The organism is Arcanobacterium phocae (assembly GCF_018913465.1).
Taxonomy (GTDB): domain Bacteria; phylum Actinomycetota; class Actinomycetes; order Actinomycetales; family Actinomycetaceae; genus Arcanobacterium; species Arcanobacterium phocae_A.
In genome coordinates, this window is sequence record NZ_JABAPM010000005.1 from 15,267 (window position 1) to 32,281 (window position 17,015).

General features: G+C 47.9%; 16 protein-coding genes. 13 read left to right on the forward strand and 3 right to left on the reverse strand.

Annotation, left to right across the window (positions count from 1 at the left end; translation table 11 throughout):
• Nucleotides 1–19 precede the first annotated feature (19 nt).
• The 5 genes from sufC to KSO86_RS06905 all read left to right on the forward strand — a co-directional run bounded on the left by sufC (nucleotide 20) and on the right by KSO86_RS06905 (nucleotide 4,666).
• Nucleotides 20–769, forward strand: coding sequence for a Fe-S cluster assembly ATPase SufC (sufC, locus tag KSO86_RS06885; RefSeq protein WP_216379369.1), 750 nt, complete (start codon nucleotides 20–22; stop codon nucleotides 767–769).
• A 3-nt stretch (nucleotides 770–772) separates the two neighbouring features.
• A complete protein-coding gene (locus KSO86_RS06890) occupies nucleotides 773–2,041 on the forward strand; it encodes a SufS family cysteine desulfurase (RefSeq protein WP_216379368.1) in 1,269 nt (422 codons plus the stop codon).
• Between the two features lie 2 nt (nucleotides 2,042–2,043).
• Complete coding sequence (sufU, locus tag KSO86_RS06895) at nucleotides 2,044–2,502, forward strand: Fe-S cluster assembly sulfur transfer protein SufU (RefSeq protein WP_216379367.1); 459 nt, start codon at nucleotides 2,044–2,046, stop codon at nucleotides 2,500–2,502.
• A 48-nt stretch (nucleotides 2,503–2,550) separates the two neighbouring features.
• Nucleotides 2,551–2,868, forward strand: coding sequence for a metal-sulfur cluster assembly factor (locus KSO86_RS06900; protein WP_216379366.1), 318 nt, complete (start codon nucleotides 2,551–2,553; stop codon nucleotides 2,866–2,868).
• Nucleotides 2,869–3,052: 184 nt separating this feature from the next.
• A complete protein-coding gene (locus tag KSO86_RS06905) occupies nucleotides 3,053–4,666 on the forward strand; it encodes an ABC-F family ATP-binding cassette domain-containing protein (protein WP_216379365.1) in 1,614 nt (537 codons plus the stop codon).
• A 75-nt stretch (nucleotides 4,667–4,741) separates the two neighbouring features.
• Here KSO86_RS06905 and KSO86_RS06910 read toward each other — a convergent pair whose 3' ends face one another.
• Nucleotides 4,742–6,001, reverse strand: coding sequence for a glucose-1-phosphate adenylyltransferase (locus KSO86_RS06910; RefSeq protein WP_091281283.1), 1,260 nt, complete (start codon nucleotides 5,999–6,001; stop codon nucleotides 4,742–4,744).
• Between the two features lie 189 nt (nucleotides 6,002–6,190).
• On the opposite strand from KSO86_RS06910, the gene glgA reads away from it, so the two are divergent.
• The 5 genes from glgA to KSO86_RS06935 all read left to right on the forward strand — a co-directional run bounded on the left by glgA (nucleotide 6,191) and on the right by KSO86_RS06935 (nucleotide 10,730).
• A complete protein-coding gene (gene glgA / locus KSO86_RS06915; RefSeq protein WP_216379364.1) occupies nucleotides 6,191–7,414 on the forward strand; it encodes a glycogen synthase in 1,224 nt (407 codons plus the stop codon).
• A 36-nt stretch (nucleotides 7,415–7,450) separates the two neighbouring features.
• Nucleotides 7,451–8,236: an ABC transporter ATP-binding protein gene (locus KSO86_RS06920; RefSeq protein WP_216379363.1), complete on the forward strand. Its 786-nt coding sequence runs from the start codon at nucleotides 7,451–7,453 to the stop codon at nucleotides 8,234–8,236.
• A 69-nt stretch (nucleotides 8,237–8,305) separates the two neighbouring features.
• Nucleotides 8,306–8,725 carry an NfeD family protein gene (locus KSO86_RS06925; protein ID WP_216379362.1) on the forward strand — a complete coding sequence of 140 codons (420 nt, stop codon included), beginning with the start codon at nucleotides 8,306–8,308 and terminating at the stop codon, nucleotides 8,723–8,725.
• Nucleotides 8,726–8,754: 29 nt separating this feature from the next.
• Nucleotides 8,755–9,813 (forward strand): SPFH domain-containing protein, encoded by a 1,059-nt coding sequence (locus KSO86_RS06930; RefSeq protein WP_216379361.1) that lies wholly within the window; start codon nucleotides 8,755–8,757, stop codon nucleotides 9,811–9,813.
• Between the two features lie 71 nt (nucleotides 9,814–9,884).
• Nucleotides 9,885–10,730, forward strand: coding sequence for a TrmH family RNA methyltransferase (locus tag KSO86_RS06935; RefSeq protein ID WP_216379360.1), 846 nt, complete (start codon nucleotides 9,885–9,887; stop codon nucleotides 10,728–10,730).
• Here the strand turns inward: KSO86_RS06935 and KSO86_RS06940 are convergent.
• Nucleotides 10,727–11,026, reverse strand: coding sequence for a helix-turn-helix transcriptional regulator (locus KSO86_RS06940; protein ID WP_216379359.1), 300 nt, complete (start codon nucleotides 11,024–11,026; stop codon nucleotides 10,727–10,729). The two genes, KSO86_RS06935 and KSO86_RS06940, sit on opposite strands and share 4 nt — an antisense overlap.
• A gap of 63 nt (nucleotides 11,027–11,089) precedes the next feature.
• Entirely contained in the window at nucleotides 11,090–11,566 is a 477-nt protein-coding gene (locus tag KSO86_RS06945) for a tRNA (cytidine(34)-2'-O)-methyltransferase (RefSeq protein WP_216379358.1), read from the reverse strand.
• A gap of 84 nt (nucleotides 11,567–11,650) precedes the next feature.
• Between KSO86_RS06945 and imuA' the strand changes: the two genes are divergently transcribed.
• The 3 genes from imuA' to KSO86_RS06960 are packed head-to-tail and all read left to right on the forward strand — an operon-like array spanning nucleotide 11,651 to nucleotide 17,000.
• A complete protein-coding gene (imuA', locus tag KSO86_RS06950) occupies nucleotides 11,651–12,292 on the forward strand; it encodes a DnaE2-dependent mutagenesis accessory factor ImuA' (RefSeq protein ID WP_216379357.1) in 642 nt (213 codons plus the stop codon).
• A complete protein-coding gene (locus KSO86_RS06955; RefSeq protein WP_216431972.1) occupies nucleotides 12,292–13,848 on the forward strand; it encodes a DNA polymerase Y subunit UmuC family protein in 1,557 nt (518 codons plus the stop codon). The genes imuA' and KSO86_RS06955 overlap by 1 nt, the downstream gene beginning before the upstream one ends.
• Entirely contained in the window at nucleotides 13,845–17,000 is a 3,156-nt protein-coding gene (locus KSO86_RS06960) for an error-prone DNA polymerase (protein WP_216379355.1), read from the forward strand. Before KSO86_RS06955 ends, KSO86_RS06960 begins: the two co-directional genes overlap by 4 nt.
• Nucleotides 17,001–17,015: the final 15 nt, after the last annotated feature.

The following is a 17,015-nucleotide window of genomic DNA, read 5'->3' on the forward strand; positions in this document are numbered from 1 at the left end:
AAATAGAGAAGAGAAATCATTGTCCACCCTTGAAATTAAGAATCTGCATGTTTCTGTTCACACCGCTGAAGGTCCGAAGCCGATTTTGCGTGGCGTTAATCTGACGATTAACTCTGGCGAAATTCATGCTATTATGGGCCCGAATGGATCCGGAAAATCAACCCTTTCGTATGCCATCGCAGGTCACCCAAAGTACGACATCACTGAGGGCGAGATCTTGCTTGATGGTCAAAATATTGCCGAGTTGCCTGCAGATGCGCGCGCTCGAGCCGGTATCTTCCTTGCAATGCAGTACCCGGTTGAAGTAACTGGTGTTACTGTTACTAACTTCTTGCGCTCTGCTAAAGCTGCTGTTGATGGACAAGCACCTAAGCTTCGCGAATGGGTCAAATCCATGAAACAAGCTATGCACGACTTAAAGATCGATGAAGATTTTTCTTCTCGTGATGTCAATGTTGGCTTTTCTGGTGGTGAGAAGAAACGAGTCGAGGTTCTCCAACTGGAAATGCTTAAGCCGAAGTTTGCTGTTTTAGATGAGACAGATTCCGGGTTAGATGTTGATGCATTACGACTTGTTTCTGAAGGCGTCAACAGAGTTCATGATAAGACTAACAATGGCGTCCTTTTAATTACGCACTACACTCGTATTTTGAATTACATCAAGCCAGATTTTGTACACGTTTTCGTTGATGGGCGGGTAGTAGAGTCTGGTGGTCCGGAGCTAGCTGATATTCTTGAAGCTCATGGATATGAGAAGTACGAAGGCTAATCGGTGAATACTGCTCTAGCTGCGCGTACGGATTTCCCGATCCTCCAACGTGACGTTCATAGCGGGACCAGGCTTGTCTATTTAGACTCGGCTGCGACAGCACAACGTCCAGTGTCTGTTATTGATGCGATGGTGGCCCAGGATCAGGTTCATAATGGTGCTGTAAACCGTGGCTCGCATGTTTTAGCCGCAGAATCAACGGTTGCTGTTGAAGACGCTCGCGCTGACGTTGCTGCGTTTGTTGGAGCTGATAGTTCGGAGGTGTCGTGGACGAAGAATTCTACGGAAGCTCTAAACTCAGTTGCATATAGTTTTTTGAATGCGACGCTTGCCGAAAAACAATCAGGGATAGAGTCGCCGCTTGCATTGCATACCGGTGACAATATTGTGGTGACCCGCGCTGAGCACCACGCGAATCTTCTTCCATGGCAGGATCTATGCCGCAAAGTTGGTATCGAATTGCGATGGCTAGATATTCTACCTGATGGGCAGATTGACATCGACACACTGGATGCTATCGATTCGCGTACCCGGATTGTTGCATTCGCGCATGTGTCGAATGTTACTGGCGCAGTATCTCCGGTGCCGGCAATTGTCGAAGCTGCTCGCGCGCATGGTGCTTATACAGTTCTTGACGCGTGTCAATCTGTTCCTCATATTCCGGTTGATTTCCATATGCTCGGCACAGATTTTGCCGTCTTTTCTGGGCATAAGATGCTTGGTCCAACCGGGATTGGAGTCTTGTATACTCGTCGTGATATCGCAGATAGTGTTCCACCATTTCTTACGGGTGGTTCAATGATTGAAACTGTCACTATGGAAAAGGCAACGTTTGCGATGCCGCCGGCTCGCTTTGAAGCCGGAACTCAACCGGTGACACAGATTGTAGGCTTGGATGCAGCAGTGCTCTACCTAAGAAATTTAGGTATGGAGAATGTTCAGCGGCACGAACACGAGCTGACAGCTTACGCACTCGAAAGCATAAAAACCATCGATGGTATCCGTATCCTTGGACCAGCTGAAGCAACTGATCGGGTTGGTGTCATTGCGTTCGACGTTCAAGGCGTTCATCCGCATGATGTGGGCCAGGTTCTGGATGCTCAAGGAATTGCTATCAGGGTAGGACACCACTGTGCGCAGCCAATTCATCAGCATTTTGGAGTTTTTGCTTCGTCGCGTATTTCTTTCGGGCCATATAATAGTAAAGAGGACATCGACGTATTCATAGAAGCGCTTTCTGGAGTGCGCTCGTATTTCGGAGTGAAAGGATAAATATGAGTGATCTAGACCAGATGTATCAGCAGATAATTCTCGATGCTTCTCGCGAACGCCACGGTGAAGGACATTTAGACCATGCTGATGGTGAATCGTTTCAAGTTAATACCACTTGTGGAGATCAGGCTACAATGCGTGTGGTACTTTCCGAAGATGGTAAGCGATTCGAGCATGTGGCATGGGAAGGTCAGGGATGTTCTATATCTCAGGCATCGCTATCGATCATGCACGATCTAATAGATGGACACTCGATTGAGGATTTTGATCAGCTCTACGAGGCATTCCGTAACATGATGGATAGCCGTGGTGTCGAAATCGATGACGACGTAGCAGACCTTCTCGATGATGCTTCTGCTTTCCAAGGCGTGTCCAAGTTCCCGATGCGCGTCAAGTGTGCTCTTCTAGGATGGATGGCATTACGCGATGCTACGGATCAAGCGTTGCATCATCATTCTTAAGATTAGTTTATGTACGTTCACTTGCCTGTTTTGCTAAGGAGTAAAAATATGACCGACTCTCCCGTCACCGTTGAGGAGCTCGAAGAAGCTCTTCGCGATGTTATTGATCCGGAACTCGGCATCAATATCGTTGACCTTGGCCTGGTATACGGGCTTACTATCGACGGCGATTCCGCAGTCGCCGATATGACTTTGACATCGGCAGCTTGCCCGTTGACAGATGTAATCGAAGAGCAAGCCGCAGTAGCTGTTGCGCACCTGGTTAATGATTTTAGGATCAACTGGGTATGGTTGCCACCGTGGGGCCCGGATCGAATTACCGAAGATGGCCGGGATCAACTTCGGGCGCTTGGCTTTAATGTCTAAAAACCATGTTTTCCAAAAACATGGCAGTTGTAGAGGCTGGTATCAACATCTTGTTGATGCCAGCCTCATCTGTTGTTAGGTCTGAATATGCTCAGCAGAAACGCTTCGTATCATGTCTGTTGGTGTGGGGAGCTACACCAACGGTGGCGTAGGGGTAATGATTATGGACGGGTAAACTAGGAGAGTGATTCATACCCAAGATCTTTCCATGAATATCGGCACGCGTACGCTCATGTCTGGAGCCACATTACACGTGGATAAAGGCTCAGCTATCGGACTAGTTGGCCGTAACGGTGCTGGTAAAACAACCCTACTCAGACTTCTTGCCGGTGAAGGAACAACATCTGAAGTAGTAGAGCATACCGGTTTGATTAGCCGAAAAGGCTCCATTGGTTACTTGGCACAGGATCCGCGCATTGGCGATCCGAACCAGAAGGCACGCGATCGTATCTTGTCAGCTCGCGGAATCGAGCAGATGCTACGTTCTTTAGAACGTGCCGAACATGATATGTCCACACTTACTGGTACGAAGCAGCAAAAAGCTATGGAAAAGTATGTGCGTTTGGATATGCAGTTTACTGCAGCTGGTGGATACGCAGCAAAAGCTGAAGCTGCGCAGATCTCAGCCTCCCTCGGCCTACCAGAACGTGTGCTCGATCAAGAGCTCCATACTCTTTCAGGCGGTCAGCGTCGCCGTGTAGAGCTTGCACGTGTTCTGTTTTCTGGCGCAGATACACTCCTTCTTGATGAGCCAACAAACCACCTTGACCATGACTCGATTCTTTGGTTAAGGGATTGGCTAAAGACATACTCGGGCGGATACGTCGTAATTTCTCACTCAGTTGAATTGCTGCGTGAGACTGTTAACCAGATCTGGTATTTGGACGCGAATCGTTCCGTTATTGATATTTATTCGATGGGCTGGGATGCCTACCTCAAACAGCGTGAGAGCGATGAAGCGCGTCGTCGTCGAGAACGTGCAAACGCAGAAAAGAAGGCCGCTGCGCTTACTGCGCAAGCCAACAAAATGCGTGCTAAAGCAACTAAAGCAGTTGCTGCCCAAAACATGCTCAAGCGTGCAGAAAAACTTGTTAGTAATCTCGAGGAAACACGTGCTGCGGACAAGGTAGCTCATCTGCGCTTCCCAGAGCCAGCGCCGTCGGGGAAAACGCCACTGATGGCTAAGGGACTTTCAAAGTCCTACGGTTCACTTGAAATTTTCGCAGGACTTGACCTGGCAATCGATCGAGGGTCAAGAGTGGTAGTGCTTGGCTATAACGGCGCTGGTAAAACGACGCTGTTACGAATACTCGCTGGAGTAGAAGACTCTGATACTGGTGAAGTAGTTGCTGGTCATGGGCTGAAACTTGGCTATTATGCACAGGAACACGAGACTATTGACTCCAAAAAGACTGTTGTCGAAAACTTGCGTTATGTTGCCCCAGAACTCGACGATACGGGCGTGCGATCCGTACTCGGCTCGTTTCTCTTTTCTGGCGATGATGCAGACAAACCTGCTGGTGTGCTTTCGGGCGGCGAAAAAACACGGTTAGCCTTGGCGATGCTTGTGGTGTCAGCTGCGAACGTTCTGTTGCTCGACGAGCCGACTAATAATCTTGATCCTGCTTCGCGTGAAGAAATATTGAACGCGCTACGGAAATATGAAGGCGCAGTTATTCTCGTGACTCACGACGAGGGTGCTGTTGAAGCTCTTGATCCGGAACGTGTCCTTATTTTGCCAGATGGGGACGAAGATTTGTGGTCTGATGATTACCTTGAACTGATAGCAATCGCTTGACGTCTTAGATTAGATAGTCAGTGGCGGTCTCGCAAAGAATCGAGACCGCCACTGAACCTATACAACATGAATGTGTTAATCGCGAGTTATGTGAACACCCTTTGGTACGACGACGATTCCACCTTCGGATATCCAGCATCCACGTGCGCGATCGTGCTCATGGTCAATACCAATTTGCGCACCTTCGTCAATCTGGACGTACTTGTCAACGATTGCATTAACAACCGTGGCGTTACGACCCACGTTAACTCCATCAAATATGACTGAGTTACGTACTGAGGACCATGAGTTAACTCGAACATGTGGTGAAAGAACCGAAGCAATAACCTCACCACCGGAAATAATAACACCGGGAGAGATGATTGAATCGAGAGCGTGCCCTAATCGTTCATGGTGGCCATACACGAATTTGGCCGGCGGAAGGCCAGTATAGCCGGTGTAGAGTGGCCAGTCTGTGTTATACAGGTTGAAAATTGGGTTAATAGCAATAAGATCCTGATTAGCTTCGTGGAACATGTCGATTGTACCGACGTCACGCCAGTAGTTGCGGTCGCGCTCAGTGGAACCGGGGATATCGTTGTATGTAAAGTCGTAGACTCCACAGTCCCCCTTCGACACAAACATTGGGACGATATCACCACCCATGTCATGATTCGAATCAGTGTTATCCGCGTCTGCATGGAGGGCATTAACGAGCGCATCTGCACTGAAAACATAATTGCCCATGGATGCCAAAAATTCGCCAGGCGAATCAGGAAGCCCATCCACATGCTCAGGCTTTTCGAGGAATTCGCGGACCTTAGTGCAATCTGAGGGGTCGGTGTCGATAACTCCGAATGACGAACACATATGGAGCGGCTGACGCAATCCAGCAATGGTTAATCCGTGCCCAGAGTCAATGTGCTGCTCAACCATTTGGGAGAAGTCCATCCGGTAGATGTTATCCGCACCTGTAATAACAACGTAATCCGGGCGTTCATCATCCAAAATATTGAGGGATTGGAAGACCGCGTCTGCAGATCCGGAGAACCAGCTCTTGCCCACACGCTGCTGGGCAGGAACTGGTGCGATGTAATTGTCCAAAAGGGTGGACATGCGCCAAGTTTGAGAAATATGGCGATCCAAAGAATGTGACTTGTACTGGGTGAGTACCACGACTTTGAGGTAACCCGAGTTCACTAGATTTGATAATGAAAAATCGATAAGGCGATAAATACCACCGAAAGGAACTGCTGGTTTGGCCCGGTCCTGAGTAAGCGGCATAAGACGTTTGCCCTCGCCACCTGCAAGAACAATGGCTAGGACACGAGGTTTTGATCTTTTTCTTCCATGCATGAGTCTAACTTTAGCGGAGAGTTTCGGCGTTGGTGCGGTATTTATGGGTTTTCAACGCAATTTCCAAAACCTGCAAAAAGTTTCCGTAATCCTGCAACTTTTTACCAGAACATTTTGATTTGCTTTGCCCATTGATCCCAAAATCAGGCTAAGGTTAGAGCAGAATATTTCTCTAATGAAGGGACAGTCATGCGTGTTGATCTACTGACTCGTGAGTATCCGCCACATATCTATGGTGGTGCTGGTGTCCATGTAGCTGAGCTATCGAAAGTCCTGTCGGCTCACGCCGATGTGCACGTGCACGCTTTTGACGGACCGCGTCCTGCTACTGGTGATAATTCAATTCATGTAGAAGGCTATGATTATCTTGACGAGTTGGCGCAGACAAACAGTGCGATTAAGACGTTTGGCGTAGATCTTGCTATGGCGCAGAAGACCGCGGGTGCAGATATTGTCCATTCGCATACTTGGTATGCAAATATGGCTGGGCACTGGGCGTCTCTTTTACATGAGGTGCCGCACGTTATCTCTGCTCATTCCTTGGAACCGCTACGTCCCTGGAAGCGTGAGCAACTTGGGGGCGGCTATAACCTCTCATCGTGGGCAGAAAAAACTGCATATGAAGCAGCCGACGGTATCATTGCTGTCTCACACGCCATGCGTGAAGACATCATTCGGTGCTACCCGGGATTAGACCCGCAGAAGGTTCACGTTATTCATAACGGAATTGATCTTGAGGCATGGAAAGCCCCGCAAACTGATGAACATAAGGCTAAAGCTCGAGCCTTCGTGCGGTCTTACGGTCTGAATCCCGATGTGCCAACGATTGCTTTTGTCGGGAGGATTACTCGGCAGAAGGGGGTTCCAGGGTTATTACGTGCGTTGGCTTACGTACCTGCTGATGTTCAAGTTATCCTGTGCGCTGGAGCTCCTGATACGCCTGAAATCTTGGCGGAGACGCGTGGGCTAGTTCAGCATTTGCAAGAACAGCGCGATGGCGTTGTATGGATCGATGAGCATTTGTCACGGGATAAGATCCAGCTACTTTTGGCCTGCTCGACGACGTTTGTCACCCCATCAATCTACGAGCCGCTTGGTATCGTGAATTTAGAAGCAATGGCTATGGGATTACCAGTCGTTGGCACTAATACGGGAGGCATCCCAGATTGTATTGACGACGGCGTTACCGGAGTCCTTGTTCCCATCGAGCAGGTGAATGATGGTACCGGAACACCGGTAGATCCGGAAACATTCGAGCGCGATTTGGGACATGCTCTAGCAGAAATTGTCTCTGATCCGCAACGTGCTGCGCAGATGGGCCAAGCTGGTCGGCGTCGGGTAGAAGAGCACTTCTCCTGGGAAAATATTGCGGTTAAAACTATGGATTTCTACGGCAAGATTTTAGCTCGCTGAAACAAAAGTACAGGAAGAACGAACTAGGTTAGGACTATGGGAGAAGTTTTAAACGTATCTAATGTGACTGTTGTTCGGCATGGTCAAAAAATTTTGGATAATGTTTCGTGGCAGGTTCATGATGATGAGCGCTGGGTTGTATTAGGCTCAAATGGGGCAGGGAAGACCACTCTCATTGCTTTGGCCACGGGTAGGATGCTCCCAACGGATGGTGATGTAACGATAATTGGGGAGTCACCAGCAACTGCAGATATGAGTGAATTAAAAGCCTTGGTCGGAGTTGCCTCACAAGCAGTCGATGCGAAGATCAGTGGGCGCGAAACTGTGCTCGATGTTGTTCGTACGGCAGCTTATGGGCGAAGCTCGTCATGGACAGAAGCGTATGATGAAGAAGATACACAGCGGGCTTTGGGCCTACTAGCTTCGTTAGGGGTTGATCAACTAGCTGATCAACCGTTTAATAGGATTTCTTCTGGGGAACGTAAGAGAGTTGGAATCGCTCGAGCGCTTATGTCTGATCCGGAAGTCCTTGTTCTTGATGAACCCGCAGCAGGCCTTGACTTTGGCGGTCGGGAACAATTAATGATGACGCTCGAGGATTTTAGCCAAGCTCCTTACGCGCCCGTGATCGTGCTAGTAACACATCATGTGGAAGAAATTCCGATCGGGTTTACTCACGCATTGTTGATGAAAGAAGGTAAGATTTTTGCCAGTGGCCCGATCGACGACGTATTAACCAACCAAAATATGACCGAAGTTTTTGGGCTCGTTACTCACATAAGCAAAGAAAACGGCCGTTATTTTGCTGCTGCCCGTCGTTAGCTACTAGGCGCCTTCCATGTCTGATTCCTGATAGAATGAATAAAATTAATCGTCCTTAGGAGGGCGCAGATGGCTTGGGGAATTTGGGCAATAATTTCTGCAGTGTTGCTGATTTTAGAAATGCTCACAGTTGACTTCACATTCACAATGGTGGCTGGCGGTGCATTAGCGGCAGCAGGAGTGTCTGCAATCGATGGAAACTTGGTTTTTCAGGTTGTCACATTTGCGATAGTTTCGGCTGTATTGTTGTTCCTTGTCCGTCCGTGGGCACGCCGTCATATCAATAATTCTTCTGCCGGCGAATCAAATGTATACGCCATGTCCGGCCAAGAAGCAGTTAGTTTGACTCGGATAGACCGCTCATCTGGACAAATTAAAATCAATGGCGAAACTTGGAGCGCTAAAACAGGTAGTGATCCAATCGAAGCTGGTGTAAACGTTGTTGTTACAACAGTGGAAGGCGCTCAAGCTATCGTGGTTCCTGCCTAGGGCGGGCCTAATAAAAGGAGGTTTCCACTATGGGAAACGAAACGGATATCGCCTCTATGGTGTTGCTAGTTGTTCTTGCAATTTTAGCGTTATTTATCGTAGTGGCTATTTGGCGTGCGGTACTTCAGGTGCATCAGGGATTCACCGTTATCGTGGAGCGTCTAGGAAAGTATCATAAAACGCTTAAACCTGGTCTGCACTTTTTGGTACCGTTCATCGATTCGGTTCGTCAGCGTATCGATATGCGTGAGCAGGTGGTTCCATTTCCGCCACAACCCGTGATCACCTCGGATAACATTGTGGTCAATATTGATACGGTCATTTACTATCAAGTGACTCAACCAGAGTCTGCGACCTATGAGATCGCTAACCCGATGGCAGCGATCGAGCAGCTTGCAGTAACGACTCTACGTAACATCATTGGGTCAATGGATATGGAGCAGGCACTGACTGGCCGTGACCAAATAAATGGTCAGCTACGCGGCGTTCTTGACGAAGCAACTGGCCGGTGGGGCATTCGAGTATCTCGCGTAGAACTGAAAGCTATTGATCCACCGACGACCGTACAGTCTGCGATGGAACAGCAGATGCGAGCAGAACGTGATCGTCGTGCCGCAATTTTGACCGCCGAAGGTATTAAGCAATCAGCAATTCTTACTGCAGAAGGTGAAAAGCAATCCAAGATTTTACGTGCAGAAGGTGAAGCTCAAGCCGCAATTCTGCAGGCTCAAGGCGAATCTCGCGCGATTTTACAGGTCTTTGATGCTATTCATCGTGGTAATGCAGATCCGAAGTTGCTATCGTACGAATACTTGAAGATGTTGCCGCAGATTGCGGAATCGTCGTCGTCGAAGCTCTGGATTGTTCCAACTGAACTTACCGCTGCGTTGAACGCAGTGACCGCTGGATTCACTGGAAAAGCCACTGAAGAAAACACCGAAGTGGATTTCAGCGGACTTGACGACGGTGAATTGGCTACTTCGTTAGCAAATACTATTTTGCAAAGCACGGATGAGGCGTTAGCTGATGCGCAAGGCGAAGCACATAAGGCAACTGAAGTAGCAGAAGAATCTAGTCAAAATAGCTAGAAATTTGCATAATTTAGTTAAGAATCCCCACTGCATGCTGGTGCAGTGGGGATTCTTGTACACTAGTAGGCGTGATTATCGAGCTAGATTCATTAGAAGATCCACGGCTAACTGACTACACGTCACTCACTGACGTTGCCCTTCGTAAAAGTCTTGAAGCGGAGCGCGGGCTGTATATGGCAGAGGGAGATAAAGTTATTCGGCGAGCAGTTGCCGCCGGGCATACGCCACGGTCGTTTATTATGACTGCACGTTGGTTGTCCGCAATGCAGCCGATTATTGAACAGGCTACAGGCTCGGTGGATGGTGGCACAGTTCCGGTATATCTTGCTAGTGAAGAACTGCTTGAGCAACTTACTGGTTTCCATGTCCATCGTGGCGCCTTGGCGGCAATGAATCGGCCAGAATTGCTGCCGATAGAAACCTTTATTGGTAAGCATAGTTCTGCTCGGCGAATAGTGGTTTTGGAAAATCTTGTCAACCACACGAATGTTGGGGCAGTGTTCCGTTCGATGGCCGCGTTGGGATTTGATGCGGTTTTACTGACGGATTCGGCGTCTGATCCGCTCTATCGGCGTTCTGTACGGGTATCGATGGGCACAGTTTTCCAAGTGCCGTGGACCCGTATCACTCATTGGCCACGTTCCATGCAAACTTTGAAGGACAACGGGTGGATTACTGCGTCTTTGGCGTTGCGAAAAGATGCGCTGACGCTTGACGAGTTTGCTCGTCTTCCAGAAGTATCAGCTCCAGATTCGAAAGTTGCTCTTATTTTGGGTACCGAGGGTGACGGTTTGAACGCGGCGACAATTGCGCATGCCGATCATGCAGTTATTATTCCGATGGCAGGCGAAGTCGATTCGCTCAATGTTGCAGCTGCCGGAGCAGTGGCCGCATGGGAGTTGCGGATCCGTTAAAGTTGCTCCTCATGTGCTTGAGTATAGCGATAAGCCGCAATTGCATCTCGCAGGAGAACCTCGACTTCCGTGTCAAGCACGGCAGAGAGCTTGAGCAGCGTGCTCAGCCGCGGATTGAGCGGCGAATTGCGTTTGCGGTCTGAGCGCCCGTACTCCATTTGTTGGTAGTGTTCCCGATTGATTTGTGCTTCGTTTGCTACCTGTTCCTGTGTTTTCCCGAGTTCTTTACGACGGCGAGCCAATGTTTTACCAAGAACGCTGCCTAAAACCCGTTCTGCATATGAGTATTCAGCCATACCTCAAGGATTGAGGTATGCCCGGCTAAAGTCAGGAGGGTATACCCGGCACAGCTGGAGGGCTCAGGATATGTCGGCCGCGGCTATAAAATCCAGTTGACGCCATGCTTCATAAACTGCGATTGATGCTGAATTGGCTAAATTGAGCGAGCGTCGGCCGGGGAGCATAGGGATCCGCAGATGCTTGGTAATGTACGGATCGTCGAGGACATCGCTGGGAAGGCCTGTTGGTTCGGTTCCAAAAAGTAGAACGTCTTCGTCTTGGTATCGTTCATCTGCGTAGCTGTTTTCAGTGTGCGATGTGAATGCAAAGATGCGTCGATCATTTCCGAAGTATTCTTTTGCAGCTTCCCAATTGGGGTGGATGACGACGTCGGCTAGATCGTGATAATCGAGACCGGCACGGCGTAGATGCGCGTCGGCAAAATTGAAAGCGAGCGGTTCAATGAGATGTAGACGAGCACCGGTGCATGCTGCTAAACGTATGGCGTTGCCGGTGTTGCCTGGAATCTTTGGTTCATGGAATACAAAATTTAACACCTTTTAAGATTAGCGCAAAAGTGTCATGAATTTTATGTGGGAGCTGTAGGATAATCTATCGAACAGATGTTCGAAAGGGGAGTTGTGAATAATCGTCTTGCATTGGCACAACGTGTTCTTGCTGAAGCGGAGCGTAATGCTGGGGTACGTCCGGTCAAGGAACCTGTGGTGTACCACAATGTTTATGATGTTCCGCAGTATCTTCTTCCAGTTTTCCCGCATGGAATCGCTAAAGGAAGCATTGTTGAGATTGCTGGATCCTTGAGCATTGGCGTGATGCTGGCCGGCATAGTTGCACGGCAAGGAGCTTGGGTAGCATGCGTAGGAATGCCTTCTTGGGGGTGGTCCCTCGCAGATGCTAGTGGTATATCGTTGCATAGATGCGTGACGATTCCTTACGTTTCGCAACATTCTGCACAAGTGATGTCAGCTGTTATCGATGGATTTGATGTTGTTATTGCTCCTAGTACGCTCATTCCGCATCGGCAACAACGAATTTTAGAACGCAGAGTAAGAGCTCGGTCCGGTGTTTTATTCAGTTTAGGATCTTGGGCTGGGAGTACAGACCAAGTGCATGGAGTCATGCGCGATGCCAGCGGTGAAATTTTGAAAAATGAGCGACGTGTTGCAGAGATCTGTCCTATCAGCCATATGGACTATGAAGTTTCGTCATGGTGGGGATCTGCTTTGGTGAGATTTTCTCATACCGGATGGGGCAGTGTGTGATGTATGGAGCTATTTGGATTCCACAGTGGAGCGTGGCAGTTATGGCGCATAGTAGAGGCTATGATGCGACACAACCAATCGCAGTGGTTCACGGTAAAAACGTTACTGATGTAAATGACGCGGCACATAGACAAGGTCTTAAAACTGGCATATCTGCTGCGTATGCCTCCCGTTATACAAATGTAAAAATAGTCAACGAGGATCGGGTGCTGACTAAGGGAAAATTTGATGATGTCATGGATGTTCTTTGCGCGCATGTTCTTCATTGCGCGATCCTTGAACCTGGATTGGCTGTATTTATTGTGCCGCGGATAAGCGATAGATCTATTTTGGCAGAGACTCTTATCGGTGAGATAGCAGCAGAAACTGGGGCAGAGGCCCATATCGGTTTTGCGCCTGGGGTTTATGCATCAGTTCAAGCTGCGTATAAAGATTTAGATGTTGATACGGTATTCGACATTCTCGATGAGCGCTCAGTAGATACACTTTTATGCTCATATTTTTCGACTGAAAAGCATCATCGTATTGAAAATTTCATTGCTCTGGCGCATCTGTTAGGGCTTGAACGAATATCTGATATTCGGCGTTTAGATCGGCGCTCTTTTTTCGAAAGATTTGGCAAAACAGCGCAAGAAGTTCTTGATCTTATCGATGGTAAAGATGTTTTTCCTCCTGCTTACACTGGTACCCAGACTGAAGTGGTAATTCACGAGTGTGAGGAACCTGTTACTCGGATAGATCATGTTGCGTTTCTTGCGCAATCGATGGCACAAAAGTTGGTTGATCAGCTTATTCAGCGGAATGTCATAGCAGAAGAACTAGAAGTAACGATCATGATGTCTAACGGAAATCTGCAGAAGCGACATTGGCAAATACACGCGGCAGAGGTCAAGGACATATCTCAACGAGTTCGGTGGCAAATTTCTTCCTGGATACGGCAATGGGAATCTGAGAAACAAGAACCAATGGAAGAACCTTTTGGGATTACCTCTATTATTCTACGTGCTCTTCATCTGTTGCCATCGGGTGTTGCGCAAAAACCTTTATGGGGAGACAAAAACGCCCAATACCGTGATGCGCAGCGTGCAATAGAACGGGTACGGAGCCTAATTGGAGAGTCTTCAGTTCTGACGGCTTTTCCTCGAGGCGGACGCTATCCTAGGGAGGCTTATCTGATAGAGCAATGGGGAACAAAACCAGAAGGTGACTCCCGCAACGAGTGGATCGGTCAGCTGCCTAAACCATGGCCTACGACTTTGCTAGAAAAACCCCAAAGAATAGCGGTTAAAGATCGGTTAGGGCATGAGCTTTTGGTGGATAACGATGGCATCTTTGCCTGCGCTGAAAAATGCCAGTCGATAGACTCTTTGACCTTGCTCTATAAGGAGGACCAATTTGCGATCACAAAAATTGCTGGACCATGGATCCAATGGGAAGGATGGTGGTCTCAGGAAGAAAACTACTATCGTGCTTGGATGCAATGTGTGTCTCGCGATTTCGCTTTTTTAATATTTAGGGAAAAAGGGAGCTGGTGGTTGGATGGGATATATCAATGAGTCAGTATGCTGAACTGCATGTTCACTCATCGTATTCTTTTCTCACTGGCGCAGCTGATCCGGAAGAATTAGTCAGGCGAGCTAAAGAACTTGATATTTCTGCGTTAGCATTGACAGATTACGATGGGTTCCCCGGAGTGATTCGCTTTGTTAATGCAGCTAAGAACCATGATATGCCTACTGTTATTGGCTCAGAAGTTCGGCTAGAAAATGACAACTCACATTTAGTAGTTCTAGCAAAATCTGCGCATGGATATCGGTCTCTATCACATGCGATTGGCGAGTCTTTACTAGCTTCCCAGAAGAAAAGTGTAGCTACGTATGATCTACGGTCTCTCGCAAAGATAAGCGATGAGTCATGGTACGTTTTGACGGGCAGTCGCCACAGTCATCTTTATCAGACTCTGGAAAAACGTGAAGGAATTTGGGGTAAAGAGGCCGCTTATCAATCGTTAACTAAGCTGGCAGATCTTTTCGGAAAAGAAAATATCGTTATTGAAATGATTGCATACGGAGACCCACTAGACAGGGAACGACGTAAAATTTTACATGAGATTGCGATTCGTTCCGGGATCGCTTATACAGCAACTGGCGATGTTCATATGGCGTATCATAGGCAAAAACCATTAGCTGATGTTTTAGCGGCAACCAAGCATAATACAACGCTGGAGCAGTTGCGCCCGCAGTTATCTCCAACGCCCCAGATGCTTCGCTCGTATCAACAGATGATGTCTTTGCACCGCGACTTTCCACAAGCAGTGGAATACGCAGCTAGGTTAGGCAACGAATGCGCTTTTGATTTTTCACTCATCACGCCCAAGCTTCCATTCTTTCCAGTACCGAAAGGGCATACTGAGGAAACCTGGCTACGAGAGCTTGTCATGCGTGGAGCTAAAAAACGTTACGGCGATAATAAGGAAGCCTGGCAACTGATTGAGCACGAACTGGATGTTATTAATCAGCTCGGTTTTGCTGGCTATTTTCTTATCGTCGATGAGATTGTTAATTTCTGCCATAATGAGGGTATTTGGTGTCAGGGGAGGGGCTCAGCAGCAAACTCTGCAGTGTGTTTTGCGTTAGGCATAACCGCTGTTGATGCGGTTAAACATAAAATGCTTTTCGAACGATTTCTCTCTCCGGACAGGCAAGAACCCCCAGATATCGATGTAGATATTGAGGCTGGTCAACGTGAAAAAGTTATTCAACATATCTATCAGCGCTATGGACGCAGGTATGCTGCGCAAGTATCGAATGTTATTACGTATCGTCAAAAATCCGCGCTACGTGATTCGGCTCGTGCGTTAGGTTATGGAGTTATTGATATAACTCGCTGGAGCAGCGGAAAAAATAAGGAAGATCTGTCTGCAGCGATACCACAGGAAGTCAGCTATATTTCACGGCAGATGGAAGATTTGCCCCGGCATTTGGGTATTCATTCTGGCGGAATGGTGTTGTGCGATAGACCGATACTTGATGTTTGCCCAGTTGAATGGGCTACGAAGGCTGGGCGTACAGTAGTGCAGTGGGATAAAGAGTCTTGTGCAGACGCCGGATTAGTTAAATTCGATCTGCTAGGACTTGGAATGCTCACCGCTTTGCGGATTGCGTTTACCCAAATACAGCAACAAAAAGTGTATGGTACCAACGGTGAGCCTATCGGCCTACACAATATTGCTCAGGATGATCCACGTGTCTATGATCTTCTATGCGCTGCCGATACTGTAGGGGTGTTTCAAGTAGAATCGCGAGCGCAGATGGCAACCTTGCCGCGGTTACGGCCCCGTACTTTTTATGACATTGTTATTGAGGTGGCATTAGTTCGGCCAGGCCCTATTCAAGGCGGAAGTATTCATCCGTATATTGCGCGGCGTCGTGGTCGAGAAAAAGTTACTTATGCCCATCCACTATTACGTCCAGCGTTAGAAAAAACACTTGGAATACCGCTGTTTCAAGAACAGCTCATGCGAATCGCAATAGACACGGCAGGTTTTACTCCGGCACAAGCTGATGAGCTACGTAAGGCAATGAGTGCTAAGCGGAGCCACGAACGTATTGCTCAGCTTCGCGATCAGCTTATACAAGGAATGCGCCGCCGAGGGATTGATAGTCAAACTGCGGAAGAAATTTTCCATAAATTTGATGCGTTTGCTGATTTTGGTTTCCCAGAATCGCACGCATTTTCGTTTGCGTATCTTGTCTATGCAAGTGCATGGCTGAAAGTCTATTATCCAGAGCACTTTTATGCTGCACTACTTCGTTCTCAGCCATTAGGATTTTATTCGCCGCAATCGCTGGTGGCTGATGCACGCTTGCATAGTATTAATATCTTGCCAGTAGACGTTTCATTTTCTGCTGAGTATTCTACTGTGCAAAAGTATGACGGAACGTTAATCAGTGGTGACCAAAAGCGAACTGAACTAGTAAATAATCATCCCGATAGTGGGGTCAGGCTAGGTCTCGAACATATTTCCGGGTTAGGAAAGGCTAGTACTCGTATTATTCAGGCTCGCAAGGAACAACCCTTCACATCTCTAGCTGATTTGTCTTATCGTGCAGAATTGTCGGCAGAAAATATTGAATTATTAGCGTCTGCAGGAGCATTAGCTTCATTAGGGATAACTCGTAGAGAAGGAATATGGGCAGCCGAAAGCAGCGCTTTTTCTGGACTGCGAAGTACCCATTGGTTTCAACCTACTATTCCTGGAACTGAAACTGGGATAGATACTAAAGGCTTGCCTCGTATGTCGAGTACAGATGAGTTAGTCGCAGACTTTATATCTACTGGAATAACGCCATTCAGCCATCCAATAGAAATTTATCGAAAAGAACTAGAAGAAACTGGCATTGTGACGATTAGCAGAGCGGTTCAACAGCCTGTGGGGACTCGAATTTATATAGCGGGATGCATAACCCACCGGCAACGACCACGTACTGCTCATGGGGTAACCTTCATTTCTCTCGAAGATGAGACAGGAATGATAAATGTTGTGTGCTCAAAGGGCTTTTGGGCTGCATACAAAGACCACCTGAACAGTAACATAGTTGTTATTCGAGGCGTACTTGAAGGACAAGACGGTGCGGTAAATTTTCTTGCAGATAAAGCTGAAAAACTCCACGCGTTTGTGCCCTTTAAATCAAGGAATTTTCGATAATAATTGACTAAAAAT

Bases quoted from the DNA above. Each gene is read 5' to 3' on its own strand.
- KSO86_RS06955 (WP_216431972.1), top strand. From the start codon at position 12,292: ATGTATGGAGCTATTTGGATTCCACAGTGGAGCGTGGCAGTTATGGCG.
- KSO86_RS06925 (WP_216379362.1), top strand. From the start codon at position 8,306: ATGGCTTGGGGAATTTGGGCAATAATTTCTGCAGTGTTGCTGATTTTA.
- KSO86_RS06960 (WP_216379355.1), top strand. From the start codon at position 13,845: ATGAGTCAGTATGCTGAACTGCATGTTCACTCATCGTATTCTTTTCTC.
- KSO86_RS06940 (WP_216379359.1), bottom strand. From the start codon at position 11,026: ATGGCTGAATACTCATATGCAGAACGGGTTTTAGGCAGCGTTCTTGGT.
- KSO86_RS06930 (WP_216379361.1), top strand. From the start codon at position 8,755: ATGGGAAACGAAACGGATATCGCCTCTATGGTGTTGCTAGTTGTTCTT.
- KSO86_RS06920 (WP_216379363.1), top strand. From the start codon at position 7,451: ATGGGAGAAGTTTTAAACGTATCTAATGTGACTGTTGTTCGGCATGGT.
- glgA (WP_216379364.1), top strand. From the start codon at position 6,191: ATGCGTGTTGATCTACTGACTCGTGAGTATCCGCCACATATCTATGGT.
- sufU (WP_216379367.1), top strand. From the start codon at position 2,044: ATGAGTGATCTAGACCAGATGTATCAGCAGATAATTCTCGATGCTTCT.
- KSO86_RS06900 (WP_216379366.1), top strand. From the start codon at position 2,551: ATGACCGACTCTCCCGTCACCGTTGAGGAGCTCGAAGAAGCTCTTCGC.
- KSO86_RS06910 (WP_091281283.1), bottom strand. From the start codon at position 6,001: ATGCATGGAAGAAAAAGATCAAAACCTCGTGTCCTAGCCATTGTTCTT.